The following is a 14,293-nucleotide window of genomic DNA, read 5'->3' as shown; positions in this document are numbered from 1 at the left end:
ACTGTTGAGAAAAATTATTGTAGGTTCTAGGAGAAGTAAGCTAGCACTAACGCAAACAAATTGGTTCATTAATGAATTAAAGGCTGCTGGTGCTCCATTTGAATTTGAAGTAAAAGAAATCGTGACAAAAGGTGATCAAATTTTAGATGTACAGCTTTCAAAGGTAGGGGGAAAAGGATTGTTCGTTAAAGAAATTGAACAAGCCCTTTACGATAAAGAGATTGATTTTGCTGTCCATTCTATGAAAGATATGCCTGCTGTATTGCCGGAAGGTTTAGTAATTGGCTGTATTCCTCCACGTGAAGATGCACGTGACGCATTTATTTCGAAGGAACATGTTAAATTTGCTGATCTTCCTGCAGGAGCTGTAGTCGGGACAAGTTCTTTACGTCGTAGTGCACAGCTATTAACAGTACGTCCTGATCTTGAAATTAAATGGATTAGAGGAAACGTTGATACACGTTTAGCTAAGCTTGAGACCGAAGAATACGACGCGATTATTTTAGCAGCAGCCGGTTTAAAACGACTTGGTTGGAGTGAAGATGTTGTCACTGAATTTTTATCAGTGGAAGATTGCTTGCCAGCCGTAGCACAAGGTTCTCTTGGTATTGAATGCCGTGGAGATGATACCGAGTTACTAGCTGAGTTAGCTAAATTAACAGACCAATTAACATGGCAAGAGGCGCATGCAGAACGAGCATTCTTGGCGGCTATGGATGGTGGGTGCCAAGTGCCAATCGCTGGCTATGCCACATCAAATGGGGATGAAATTACTTTAACAGGCCTTGTTGCTGCACCTGATGCATCAGTTGTGTATAAAGAAACAGTAGTTGGTTCAGACGCACAAAAAATAGGGGAAGAGCTGGCTACTATTTTAACGAAACAAGGAGCTTTCGATTTAATTCAACGTGTGAAGGCAGAGCAAGATGCAAAATGATTTACCTTTAAGAGGTAAAACGGTACTTTTAACAGGTACATCTAAAACAACAGCTATTGTAGATGATATTGCAGCTTTAGGTGGCCATGCAGTAATTGCCCCATTAATTGAAACATGCGAACGTATGGACAACGATGATGCAAAACTGTTGAACAGTGCGCTTCAATTTGACTGGGTAATCTTTACGAGTCAAAATGCAGTAGATGCCTTTGCTAATAAGATGGAACGGTATCAATTAAGTGCTGAAAATTTCCAATCGAAAATTGCTTCCATTGGTACAAAAACAACAACAGCGTTAGAAAATCTAGGATTTCAAGTGAGCTTTATGCCTTCCATATTTAGTGCTGATATTTTCGTCAAGGAATTTCCAAGTATAGCTGGAGACCATCCAAGTTGTCTGTTTATTCGTGGAGAAAAGGCGAAAAGTACGTTGAAGGATGGACTGCCCTTTAATTTGAAAGAATGGACAGTTTATGAAACGGTAGAACGACAAGATCAAACAACAGCTATTATTAATTGCATTCATCACAATGAGGACGTCACAGTGATTTTTGCTAGTCCTTCAGCTGTTGACGTATATGCAAAAAGTGTAGCAGTACATGTTGGGTGGCAGGCAACAAGAGTTGCAGCCATCGGCCATATTACGGAAGCAGCTCTTGAACAATACGGTGCAACTGTGGATATTATGCCAAGTGTATATACAATGCAAGCAGTCATCGAAGAATTAATGAAAGTAGGGGACAAATCATGACAAAACTACAATTTCAAAGACATCGTCGTTTGCGTGCCAATGCAACGATGCGATCATTGGTAAAAGAAACATACTTACATAAAGAGGACCTGATTTATCCTATTTTTGTAATAGAGGGCGAAAATATTAAAAATGAAGTACAATCTATGCCTGGTGTTTTTCAATTTTCATTAGATAAGCTAGAAGCAGAAATTGATGAAGTTGTTGCTTTAGGAATCCCAGCTGTAATTTTATTTGGTTTACCGGCTGAAAAAGATGCTGTTGGAACTGGTGCATTCCATGATCATGGTATTGTCCAAGAAGCTACTCGCTTAATTAAAACGCGTCACCCTGAGCTTTTAGTCATTGCGGATACATGCTTATGTGAGTTTACGGATCATGGTCATTGCGGCTTAATTGAGGGTGATCAAATTTTAAATGACCCTTCATTAGATGTTTTAGCTCGTACAGCAGTATCACAAGCAAAGGCAGGCGCAGATATAATTGCTCCATCTAATATGATGGATGGTTTTGTTGCGGCGATTCGTGCTGGGCTTGATGAAGCGGGCTTTGAACATATTCCAATCATGTCATATGCTGTGAAATATGCGTCAAGTTACTATGGCCCATTCCGTGACGCGGCAGATGGTGCTCCACAATTTGGTGATCGTAAATCATATCAAATGGACCCATCAAACCGTTTAGAGGCATTCCGTGAGGCAGAATCTGATATCGAAGAGGGGGCGGATTTCTTAATTGTTAAGCCTGCCCTAAGTTATTTAGATATTATTCGAGATATGAAAAATAATTATCCATTACCACTTGTTGCGTATAATGTTTCAGGTGAGTATGCGATGATTAAAGCAGCTGCTATTAATGGTTGGATTGAAGAGAAAAAAGTTGTGCTTGAAACATTGTTAGGCATGAAACGTGCAGGTTCTGATTTAATTATTACGTATCATGCAAAAGATGTTGCACGTTGGTTGGAGGAGAAATAAATGACACGTTCTTACGAAAAATCAAAACAAGCCTATGCTGAAGCTGTTCAGTTAATGCCAGGTGGGGTGAACAGCCCCGTTCGTGCATTCAAATCAGTAAATATGGACCCAATTTTCATGGAATCAGGCCATGGGGCTATCATTAAAGATATTGATGGTAATGAATATATAGATTATGTATTATCTTGGGGCCCACTTATTTTAGGACATACACATCCAGAGGTTGTCAAAGCAATTGCTGAAACTGCGGCAAAAGGCTCTTCCTTTGGTGCACCAAGCTATACAGAAAATCGTTTAGCTCAATTAGTGTTAGATCGTCTTCCAGGCATGGAAATGATTCGCTTTGTTTCTTCGGGAACAGAAGCTACTATGTCTGCATTACGTGTAGCACGCGGTGTTACAGGTCGGGATAAGATTTTAAAATTTGAAGGCTCTTATCATGGCCATGGTGATTCATTACTAATTAAAGCAGGATCTGGAGTTGCCACACTGGGTCTTCCTGATAGCCCTGGCGTACCAGCAGATATCGCTCGTAATACGTTAACTGTAGCCTATAATGATTTAGAAGGTGCTAAAGCTGTTTTCGAAAAATTTGGTGCAGAATTAGCTGCAGTTATTGTAGAGCCAGTTGCAGGGAATATGGGGGTTGTACCTCCACAATCAGGTTTCTTAGAAGGTTTACGCGAATTAACAACTACACATGGTGCGTTATTAATCTTTGATGAGGTTATGACGGGCTTCCGTGTCGATTACGGCTGTGCACAAGGTTATTTCGGAGTTACACCTGATTTGACGACGTTAGGGAAAGTAATTGGCGGCGGCCTTCCTGTAGGAGCGTTTGCTGGTACTAAAAAAATTATGGAGCAAGTAGCACCGGCTGGACCAATTTATCAAGCAGGTACACTTTCAGGGAATCCATTAGCTATGACAGCAGGCTATGAAACGTTATCACGTTTAGATTACAATACTTATGAATACTTTAAACAACTAGGCGATCAGCTTGAGGCTGGTTTCCGTGAAGCGGCGACGAAATACAATATACCTCACACTGTTAATCGTGCGGGTTCTATGATTGGCTTCTTCTTTACGAACGAAGAGGTAATTGATTTTGCAACTGCTAAATCATCGGATTTAGCCTTATTTGCTGAATACTTCCACTTGATGGCTGAGGAAGGAATTTTCCTACCACCGTCTCAGTTTGAAGGGTTATTTATCTCTACTGCACATACAGAGGAGCATATCGCAAAAACAGTTGATGCCTTCCATAAAGTATTTGCACAATTAGCTAAGTAAAATTGATAGGGCATGCTAGAATAAAATCTAGCATGCCCTTTTTTAGATATAAGTTAGAAGTCATTGTAGTACTTGAGCAATAAAAGATCAAAAAAGAAAATATAGCATATATTAACTACCAGGGACAATTATCTATACTGGATGAAGGACCTGTTTTCGTCAAAATTATATCTTTCAGCATAGCCAAAATGTGGACGATATCGTTTATAATATAGCTATTCATAAAAGAAAGTAGTGAATTGATATGGCAACAGGCACACATACGGTCGAAGTACCCGTAGGAATTGAACATGTATGGGATTTCGTCAGTGATATGGAAAAATGGGCAAAGCTTGTCCCAGGTTATAACGCACATGAAATGATTGATGACAAACATTCAACATGGACTTTTAAAGGAAATGTTGGAGTTCTGAAAAAAACAGTTGAAGTAGAAATTATTATTTTAGAGTGGGTATCCCCGTCCAAAGTGACATTTGAACTTAAAGGTCTCTCGGATAATTTTACAGGAAATGGCTATTTCCTTGCAGAAAGCATCGATGCTGAAAACACAAAAATGACAGGCTTCTTAGAAGTTATTGCTGGCGGATTAGCTGGTCCTGTTTTAAATCCAATTTTCAAACCGATTGTACCAAAGGCAACGCGAATGTTAACAGATCGTGTAGCGAATAAAATTAAATTAGTACATGTGTAATGGATGTAAGTACATTCCTAAAAATGGCATGCTAGAAGTAATGTTCTAGCATGCCATTTTTATATGAATTTCCTCTTTTTTTATACGGTTGAATAGGAAGCTTTCTAGCATACTATCCCCTCATAAGTCATATGATGCAAAGGGAGGGATTATTATCGAACATAAAACTTGGAATATGAGTGAAACATTTTGTTTTCCTGGGTACGGCTGCCCAACAGAAATAGCAGCTGTACAAATTAAGCCACAATGGCAGGCAATGCAGTTAGAGGATTCACTTCGACTAATAGGTATATATCATATCACCGCACATGTACGCTTCGATTTTCAAAATATGCAAGCTTATACAGGCGATGAAAATTTAATTTCGATTGATGCCTTAGATGTCCAAGGAGATACAGGTTATTTTGAGTATGCCGTGCCATTACATGTCGATTTACCAAAGGAATCAGACCTTAAGGATATAATGGTCAAAGATATTCGCCCAAGCTTGACGAATCAGAAATGTCAGCTTGAATGGACAGTCACTAGCATCTTTAATGAATATGAGCCAGTTGTTGAAAATGACCATTTGTTAGAAAATCAGTCCTTTACTGCCAGTGCTTTTGAACATGAAGAGACATTTGCTGTACCAGAAGAAAGCATGCAAGTGAAGAAACAAACTACCGCAGTAGTAGCAGCTTCACACCAAGAGAAGACTACAACAGTTGACCAAAAAACAATTTTGAGAGAATCCTCAAGTCATATTGTTGTACGTGAATCCAGCTCTTGGCATGAAGTGCCTTCCATGATTTGGGATCTAACTGAAGAATATACACCGCTTAAAGTTCGTGTATCAAATGATGTCTTTCAAAAGTAAATAGCTGAGAAGTAGCAAGAGTAATAAGAAAACTAAATCACCGGATGTTGGAACAATAATGACACGGATAAACTGAAAACAACAAATCGGCACAATAATCGTTCTACAGTAAAAACGAACTTGCCTAATCCAAGGTGGTAAAAGCCAGGGGTTATACTTGCGTCGACGCATTTGAATATTCACTTCCTTTTCTATTTACTTTACTCTTATTAAAAGATGACTAAATCACTTGAAAAATTACACGTTTTTGCGGTACAATAAGGAAAATCAAATACAGATGCTATGATAGGGAAGAGTAAATTATGTTTACATTTTCAGAGAGGAAACGGTAGCTGAGAAGTTTCTATTTGTACTTAATTGAAGGTAGCCCTTGAGCAGCTTTAGTGAACTAACAGTAGTTAAAGCCGGTTAAACACCGTTACCGAATTAAGAGCCAGTAGATAAGGCTGAGAAATGTACTCGATGATCATTTCCTTAACCGCTGCTGGAATTAAAGGTGGTACCGCGAACTAAAACTCCTTCGTCCTTTTAGACGAGAGGAGTTTTTTTATTTGGTAAAGTGATTACTTTATCAATAGTCTTCAAACATTAGGAGGAGTCAATATGACAGAAAACATTTCAATGCCAACTAAATATGACCCACAGTCCATTGAAGCCGGTCGCTACGAATGGTGGTTGCAAGGGAAATTTTTTGAGGCGCAGCCAGAAAGCGGGAAAGAACCCTATTCAATCGTTATTCCACCACCGAACGTAACAGGTAAATTACACCTTGGTCATGCATGGGATACAACTTTACAAGATATCCTCATTCGTATGAAACGTATGCAAGGATATGATGCACTTTGGTTACCAGGTATGGACCATGCAGGTATTGCTACACAGGCAAAAGTAGAAGCAAAGCTACGTGAGGATAATATTACACGTTATGATTTAGGACGTGAAAAATTCCTCGAAAAAACATGGGAATGGAAAGAAGAATATGCTGGGCATATCCGTGATCAATGGGCAAAGCTTGGCCTTGGATTAGACTACACACGTGAGCGTTTCACACTTGATAAAGGTCTTTCGGAGGCAGTTAATACAGTTTTTGTTCAATTATATGAAAAAGGCTTAATTTATCGTGGTGAACGCATTATTAACTGGGATCCGGCTGCTAAAACTGCATTGTCTGATATCGAGGTTATTTATCAGGATGTGCAGGGTGCCTTCTATCATATGAAATATCCTTTAGCTGATGGCTCAGGATATGTAGAAGTAGCGACAACACGTCCTGAAACGATGCTTGGTGACTCTGGAGTAGCTGTTCACCCGAAAGATGAACGTTATCAGCATTTAATTGGTAAAACAGTTATTTTACCGATTGTAGGTCGTGAAATTCCAATTGTAGCTGATGACTATGTTGATATGGAATTTGGAACAGGGGTTGTAAAAATGACGCCTGCCCATGATCCAAATGACTTTGAAGTTGGTAATCGTCACAACCTTGAGCGTATCCTTGTGATGAATGAAGATGGCACAATGAACGAACTTGCTGGCAAATATAACGGTATGGATCGTTTTGAATGTCGTAAGCAAATTGTTGCTGATTTACAAGAAGCGGGTGTGTTAATACGCATTGAAGAACATATGCATTCAGTAGGGCATTCTGAACGTTCTGGTGCTGTTGTAGAGCCATATCTTTCAGCACAATGGTTCGTTAAAATGCAACCACTTGCAGATTCTTCATTAGAGCTTCAAAAAGACCAAGAAGGTAAAGTAAACTTTGTTCCAGCTCGTTTTGAAAACACTTATTCTCGCTGGATGGAGAATATTCGTGATTGGTGTATTTCTCGCCAATTATGGTGGGGCCATCAAATCCCGGCTTGGTACCATAATGAAACCGGTGAAATTTACGTAGGAAAAGAAGCACCGGCTGATGCAGACAATTGGACACAAGATGAAGACGTGCTAGATACATGGTTCTCTTCAGCGCTATGGCCGTTTTCTACAATGGGCTGGCCCGACGAGGCAAATGAAGAATACAAACGTTACTACCCAACAAATACACTCGTAACAGGGTATGATATTATTTTCTTCTGGGTATCTCGAATGATTTTCCAAGGTCTTGAATTTACAGAACAACGCCCATTCAAAGATGTATTAATTCACGGTTTAGTTCGTGATGGTGAAGGGCGCAAAATGAGTAAATCACTTGGCAATGGTGTAGATCCAATGGATGTTATTGAGCAATATGGTGCAGATTCATTACGCTACTTCTTAGCGACAGGTTCATCACCTGGTCAAGATTTACGTTATACTACTGAGAAAGTAGAGGCTGTATGGAATTTTTCCAATAAGATTTGGAATGCGTCACGTTTTGCCCTTATGAATATGAATGGAATGACATACGATGAAATCGACTTAACTGGTGAAAAGTCGGTTGCTGACAAATGGATTTTAACACGCTTAAATGAGACGATTGAACGTGTAACATCTCTGGCAGAGCGCTATGAATTTGGTGAAGTTGGTCGTGAACTTTACAATTTCATTTGGGATGATTTCTGTTCTTGGTATATTGAAATGGCAAAATTACCACTTTACGGTGAGGATGAAGCTGCTAAAAAGACAACTCGTTCTATTTTAGCGTACGTTCTCGATCAAACGATGCGTCTATTACATCCATTTATGCCATTCATTACCGAAGAAATCTGGCAACACTTACCGCATGATGGAGAATCAATTACAGTGGCTGCATGGCCGACAGTACGCTCGGATCTTCATTTTGCTGAAGAAGCAGATAATATGAAGCTCCTAATGGATATTATACGTTCAGTACGTAATATTCGTGCGGAAGTAAACACGCCAATGAGCAAAAAAGTACCGTTATTTATCTCTGCAAAAGATGCTGCAACAGTGGCAGTGCTTGAAGCGAATAAAGCCTATTTAGAGAAATTCTGTAACCCAGATACGTTAACAATTGGTGAAGCCTTAGAGGCACCAGGTCAATCGATGACAGCAGTTATTACAGGTGCTCAAGTTTTCCTACCGCTTGTTGGGCTTATTAACTTAGAGGAAGAAATCGCTCGTCTTGAAAAAGAATTAGAGAAATGGGCAAAAGAAGTGAAGTTAGTGACAGGTAAGCTTTCAAATGAAAAGTTCGTGTCGAAAGCACCTGAGGCATTAGTAAATGTAGAACGTGAAAAATTAGCGGATTATGAAAGTAAGCACGCGGTTGTATTAAAACGTTTAGAAGAATTAAAAAAGATGTAATAGTAGAGCAATGGATGACGATAAAGTCATCCATTGCTTTTTTTATACGGGGCAAAAGTTATGCATTGAAATGGGTAAAAGTATATAGTAATATTTAGAATAATTAGTCTAATAGTGAGGTAATTTGTTATTATAGTAGGAAACAAAACCTAACGCAATGTTAAGTAGATGGAAAAGAAATGGTCTGTAATGGAATCGCTATACCAAAGCAATGGCTTTTTTTCGGGTTTATGGTATGAATGGAGATGTGAAAATGACAGGTAATATGACAACCTATATTACGAAAGTCAATAAAGCATGTGATGACTTTGATTTTGTTAGTGCAAGGGTATTGATTGAAACGAATCTATTGAAATTATCAGAAGCGAAATATTATCGTTTATTAAACACAAGTGCGCGTGTGCTTATTAAACATGTATTAGCAAATAGGCAAACTCAACAGGAGTGTACAAAACTATCACGGGCAGATCTGTTAACCATCAATAAAATAAATGAGTATTGCTCAAATTTTGATATTTCAATGTTGAAAAGAACATTAAAAAACTCCTTTGATTTAGTACAACGTTCAGATGTTATGCCTTTATTAAACAATGATGCAAAAATTATTTTGGACAATATGGGTGCTTTGCTAGGGGCCCAACAAGTACATTAACAAAAATACTTATCAAACACGCAGTTGCTAGCTGTGTGTTTTTTCTATTGTTTTGTAATTAATCTATGTTATTAAACGTTACTTGTACTAAAATAGAGATATTGCAGTAAGAGGGAGTGTTTCTTTTGTTTAACACAATGAACGAATGTACGGAATTTATTTTTACACTAAAAGCCGTTGATCATAAACGTGCACCGCTTGTACTAATGAAAGAAGTACTAGCACATTTAGAGAATCCTCACAATAAACTACGCATGATTCATGTGGCTGGTTCAAATGGGAAGGGTTCCACAGTGAATGCCCTTCGAGAAATGCTACAGCACGCTGGGTACCAAGTAGGGGCATTTACTTCCCCGCATTTAGAGCGAGTCAATGAAAGGATGACCATTAATGGTGAGCCAATTTCTGATGAACAATTTTTATACTATTTCAATAAACTAGCTAGGATTATAGAAGAACAATATAATGGAGATTTTCCAAGCTTTTTTGAAGTAGTAACACTAATAATGTTTCAATTTTTTGCCGATCAGAAAATTGATATAGCGCTTATTGAAACGGGGCTTGGAGGGCGTTTAGATGCGACCAATGTCGTGACGCCACTACTAGCTATTATTACAACAATTTCGCTTGAGCATACGGCCTTTTTAGGTGATACTTTTGCCGAAATTGCCTCTGAAAAGGCAGGCATCATAAAAAGGGGTGTTCCAGTTGTTGTAGGGGTTAGGAATGAAGAAGCATTAGCTGTTATAAATGAAATGGCGGATGCACAACAGGCGCCATGCTTCATTTTAGGACAAGATTTTACTGTCTCAGATATTTTACAAAGTACAGACATTCAGCAATTCACGTATGAAACAGCTAATATTGTGATGACTGATATAGCTTTAAAAATGGCTGGTCCCCATCAAATCAATAATGCAAGTCTGGCCATTACAGCAATCCTTGCATTGCGTGAAGAGGGCGCCATTACTATATCAGACTCATCCATTCGGTATGGACTTCAATATGCACATTGGGCTGGCCGCTTCGAACAATGGCCTCAAAAAATTGTTTTAGATGGTGCCCATAATTCTGAAGGGACGGCGGCACTTATCCAAACACTCAAAAAGGTATTTCCAAAAAGCCATTATCGTTTTGTGTATGCAGCATTAGCAGATAAAGATCACGCAAATAGCATTGCACTAATGGATGATGTTGCAACGTCAATTACTTTTACACAAATCAATCTACCTAATGCAATGCCTGCTGAAGACTTAGTCGTGTTATCAACGAATGCCAATAAATCGTACTATAAGGATTGGTTGGAATCGGTACAAACTGTATTACGTGAAAGAGCTGAAGAGGATGTTGTGGTGATTACCGGCTCTTTATACTTCATTGCGGGTGTTCGCCAGTGGCTACAGGAGGAAGGGCGATGATACCAGGATTTGATCATTATAAAAAGAAATGGGCTGTCCACAGTGATGATGTCATAAAACCTGGTCTTGTGGCGATGGAGAAGGCTTTGTTATTAGTTGGGAACCCTCAGCACAACTTACATGTCGTACACTTGGCTGGCACAAATGGGAAGGGCTCCACATTAACCTTCCTTGAGGCTATCGCCAAAGAACATGATTTACGTGTGGGCAAATTTATGTCACCCTGTATAGTCGATGTGCACGACCAAATTCAAATAGATGGTCAACCTATTACCGAAGCTGATATGGATGTTGTTTTTCGACAAATGCATGCCGCTGGTTTAAGCGGGAAACTAACAGATTTTGAACTTTTGACTGTAGTAGCATTTTTACATTTTGTGAATTATGAAGTTGATATTTCCTTAATTGAAGCAGGGATGGGGGGATTATTGGATAGTACGAATGTGGTAACACCTATCGTATCCATAATCCCTAGCATCGCTTTAGAGCACACAAAATTTCTAGGCGATACAATCGACAGTATTGCGCGTCATAAAGCGGGTATTATTAAACAAAATCGCCCTGTCATTATCGGTAATTTGCCAGAAGATGCGAAGCGGGTTGTTTATGCAGAGGCTGCTCAAAAAAAAGCCGCAGTTTTTGAAATAGGTAATCATTTTTCAATACACTCAGTGGGTGAAGGAGAATGTTATAGAAATGACGAACAACATGTCCAATTCTCCCATCTAACACGTACAATGAAAGGGACTCATCAGGGCGATAACATGGCACTTGCTATTACAGCATTCCTAGAATTGACAGCATTTCTTAAGGTGCCTGTGAATCAAACAGCAATTCAGAATGCTGTGAAACAAGCGGCTATTTTAGGCCGCTTTGAAGAAATCATACCATTTGTGATTGTCGATGGGGCACATAACCCGGCGAGTGCTGAAAAATTAGTAGAAACGATTAAGGGTGAGTTTCCTGGAGAGCGAATCACATTTGTTGTGGGGATATTAGCAGACAAAGATGTTCAACAAATTCTTCGCCTGTTAGAGCAAGTTAGTGATGAATTTTATTTCGTTGATTTTGATAATCCACGAGCAATGACTGCACAAAATTTGCTGGTGCTTTCCAAAGCGACATCTAAAAATATCTTATTGGATTATGCACAATTTTTACAGATGCAATCAGACAGCAAGCAAAGAACGATCGTATCGGGCTCATTATATTTATTAACGGCAGTAAGAAATAGCTTAAAAGTATGAAATGACTAGGACCCCTAATAGGAAGTCCTAGTTTTTTTATGAATGTATGCCGTTTTTGTTATGAATCAAATCTCAATAAATTCGCATTTACACTTCTAATTCTACATATACTTTTATATATTGAAATCTCGTTTTATTGAAACGTGTACGGATAGGTGGAAGGATGAGGTGATAGATGGATGAAAATTGTAAGTCATGTGATAAAAAAACAAATATTTCGGGCAATGATTATTGGTGGATTTGTAGGTTTGTTAGGTGTGGCCATTTTTTTAGGTGTTTTACAAGCCAGTACCCAGTTACCGATAAAGAATAATGGTAGTGATGTGGCAACTAATCAATCACAATCAGAAACCATTCCTACTGCCGGTGAGACAACTAGTACATCAAATGCACCTATGTTTTATGCTAGTCAAGCAGGCGTGTATTCAAACTATGAGAGTGCAAGTGCATTTGTTGCCGAGTACCCTGCATTAAAAGAGAGCGCAATTGTCGAGGTTGATGGCAAGTTTTATGTTTGGACAAGCATGGAGATTGAAGAAAGTCAGCTTAAATTCTTACAGGAACCGGCAACCTTTAAAAAAGCATTTAGTGTCAGTGGTGATAGCTGTAAGAAGCCAACCCTTGTGGAATTGCCAACGGCATTAGCAGATAAAAATGCTACAAAATTAAATTTTAAGGAAGACGGGAAGGATTCAACTTTACCTGAAGATTGGCAATCAATTGGAGCAGCTGCCTCTACTATTTCCAATGATGTTAGCGTCATTCGTTTGCAAGTTTTTGCTCATTATCAGGCTAAAAATACATGTCTCCAAGTGAAATTTTAAAAGTAAAGATAGTAAATCATTATTATCTTGATTTTTAGAAAATTTTCAAATCGAACATTCTTCGGTATCATAAAGATAAGGAAGGATGGTCGGATCATGTTAAAAACAAACCATAAGCTTATACTTGCCTCTGCTTCACCAAGACGAAAGGAATTGCTGGAAATGTTAGCACTGCCGTTTGAGGTCGTGACAAGTGAAGTTGAAGAAACAAGTGTACAAGCTAATTCAATGCAGGAATATGTAAAAGGAGTAGCTCTCTTAAAAACACGAGATGTAGCGAAAAAAGCAACCAATGCAACAATCATTGGTGCTGACACGATTGTTGTCGACAATGATGAGCTGCTACATAAACCAAAAACTCGTGAAGAAGCTAGTTCTCATTTATTACGTTTATCTGACCGTAAACATGTCGTGATGACAGCGGTCGCTATTATTGAACCTACTGGGAAAGAAAGCGTCTTTGTGGAAGAAACCACGGTTGTTTTTCATCCTCTATCAAAGGATTTGATTGAAGCCTATGTCGATTCTGGAGACCCTTTCGATAAAGCGGGAGGTTATGGTATCCAGACGATAGGCACACTTTTAGTGAAACGAATTGAAGGAGATTATAACAATGTTGTAGGCTTACCACTTGCAGCGTTGTTTTCGCAATTGGTAAACCTACAAATTGTCCAATTTGCGAAGGAGTGAGCATTTTTGCTAGATAAGGCTTTGCCTACGTTGATGTTACGTGATGTTCATCTGGAAGATCGCCCTCGTGAAAGACTGATACGACAAGGGGCAGAAAGTCTATCCAATCAAGAGCTAATTGCTATTTTATTGAGGACAGGCACAAAAGAAGAATCGGTTCTTGTCCTCGCGAATCGAGTATTAACTGTTTTTGAACGTCTCCATCATTTAAAACACGCAACCATTGAGGAAATGGTCGCTATTAAAGGGATTGGTGAGGTGAAGGCTATACAATTATTAGCCGCCATTGAACTTGGTCGACGACTGGCTCAAAAGCAGAATGATGAGAAATTTACTATTCGTTCTCCACAAGATGCGGCTGCTTATTTAATGCCTGACATGACTTCACTTAATCAGGAACATTTTGTTGTTCTTTTTTTAAATATTAAAAACCAAATCATTCACAAACAGACGATTTTTATAGGCAGCTTAAATGCCTCTATCGTGCACCCACGGGAAATTTTTCGAGAAGCAGTGAAGCGGTCTGCTGCTTCAATTATTTGTGCACATAATCATCCTAGTGGAGTACCAACTCCTAGTGCGGAGGACATTGATGTCACAAAGCGAATTGAAGAGGCTGGTTATATTATGGGCATTGAATTAATTGATCATCTAATTATCGGTGATCATCAATTCATCAGTTTGAAGGAAAAAGGGTATTTTTAACTC

At 38.9% G+C, this 14,293-nt stretch carries 13 protein-coding genes and 1 other annotated feature; all 13 genes read left to right on the top strand.

Annotated features, from left to right (window positions below):
- The first annotated feature begins 4 nt into the window (after window positions 1–4).
- Window positions 5–937, top strand: a complete 933-nt coding sequence (hemC, locus tag MKY88_RS16780; protein ID WP_340814195.1) for a hydroxymethylbilane synthase — start codon at window positions 5–7, stop codon at window positions 935–937.
- Entirely contained in the window at window positions 927–1,688 is a 762-nt protein-coding gene (locus MKY88_RS16775) for a uroporphyrinogen-III synthase (RefSeq protein WP_258268829.1), read from the top strand. The genes hemC and MKY88_RS16775 overlap by 11 nt, the downstream gene beginning before the upstream one ends.
- The gene (gene hemB / locus MKY88_RS16770) at window positions 1,685–2,665 is read left to right on the top strand and encodes a porphobilinogen synthase (protein ID WP_340814194.1); all 981 of its coding nucleotides are present in this window, start codon (window positions 1,685–1,687) and stop codon (window positions 2,663–2,665) included. Before MKY88_RS16775 ends, hemB begins: the two co-directional genes overlap by 4 nt.
- Window positions 2,666–3,958, top strand: a complete 1,293-nt coding sequence (gene hemL, locus MKY88_RS16765) for a glutamate-1-semialdehyde 2,1-aminomutase (RefSeq protein ID WP_193832695.1) — start codon at window positions 2,666–2,668, stop codon at window positions 3,956–3,958.
- A gap of 244 nt (window positions 3,959–4,202) precedes the next feature.
- A complete protein-coding gene (locus MKY88_RS16760) occupies window positions 4,203–4,649 on the top strand; it encodes a CoxG family protein (protein WP_193832694.1) in 447 nt (148 codons plus the stop codon).
- 175 nt (window positions 4,650–4,824) lie between these two features.
- Window positions 4,825–5,505 carry a valyl-tRNA synthetase gene (locus MKY88_RS16755; protein ID WP_340814193.1) on the top strand — a complete coding sequence of 227 codons (681 nt, stop codon included), beginning with the start codon at window positions 4,825–4,827 and terminating at the stop codon, window positions 5,503–5,505.
- Window positions 5,506–5,778: 273 nt separating this feature from the next.
- Window positions 5,779–6,036 (top strand) — a binding site (T-box leader).
- Window positions 6,037–6,108: 72 nt separating this feature from the next.
- On the top strand, window positions 6,109–8,754 hold the full coding sequence (locus MKY88_RS16750) for a valine--tRNA ligase (protein ID WP_258268831.1): 2,646 nt from the start codon (window positions 6,109–6,111) through the stop codon (window positions 8,752–8,754).
- Between the two features lie 253 nt (window positions 8,755–9,007).
- The gene (locus tag MKY88_RS16745) at window positions 9,008–9,406 is read left to right on the top strand and encodes a hypothetical protein (RefSeq protein ID WP_069483398.1); all 399 of its coding nucleotides are present in this window, start codon (window positions 9,008–9,010) and stop codon (window positions 9,404–9,406) included.
- 137 nt (window positions 9,407–9,543) lie between these two features.
- Window positions 9,544–10,824, top strand: coding sequence for a bifunctional folylpolyglutamate synthase/dihydrofolate synthase (locus tag MKY88_RS16740; protein ID WP_340814841.1), 1,281 nt, complete (start codon window positions 9,544–9,546; stop codon window positions 10,822–10,824).
- Window positions 10,821–12,071 carry a bifunctional folylpolyglutamate synthase/dihydrofolate synthase gene (locus MKY88_RS16735; RefSeq protein ID WP_328204163.1) on the top strand — a complete coding sequence of 417 codons (1,251 nt, stop codon included), beginning with the start codon at window positions 10,821–10,823 and terminating at the stop codon, window positions 12,069–12,071. Before MKY88_RS16740 ends, MKY88_RS16735 begins: the two co-directional genes overlap by 4 nt.
- Window positions 12,072–12,250: 179 nt before the next feature.
- On the top strand, window positions 12,251–12,895 hold the full coding sequence (locus MKY88_RS16730; protein WP_193832691.1) for a hypothetical protein: 645 nt from the start codon (window positions 12,251–12,253) through the stop codon (window positions 12,893–12,895).
- A 96-nt stretch (window positions 12,896–12,991) separates the two neighbouring features.
- A complete protein-coding gene (locus tag MKY88_RS16725) occupies window positions 12,992–13,585 on the top strand; it encodes a Maf family protein (RefSeq protein WP_193832690.1) in 594 nt (197 codons plus the stop codon).
- 33 nt (window positions 13,586–13,618) lie between these two features.
- Entirely contained in the window at window positions 13,619–14,290 is a 672-nt protein-coding gene (gene radC / locus MKY88_RS16720; RefSeq protein ID WP_193833735.1) for a RadC family protein, read from the top strand.
- Window positions 14,291–14,293 lie beyond the last annotated feature (3 nt).

The organism is Lysinibacillus sp. FSL R7-0073, from assembly GCF_038009065.1.
Classification (GTDB): Bacteria; Bacillota; Bacilli; order Bacillales_A; family Planococcaceae; genus Lysinibacillus; species Lysinibacillus fusiformis.
This window is presented reverse-complemented; position numbering and strand designations above follow the sequence as displayed.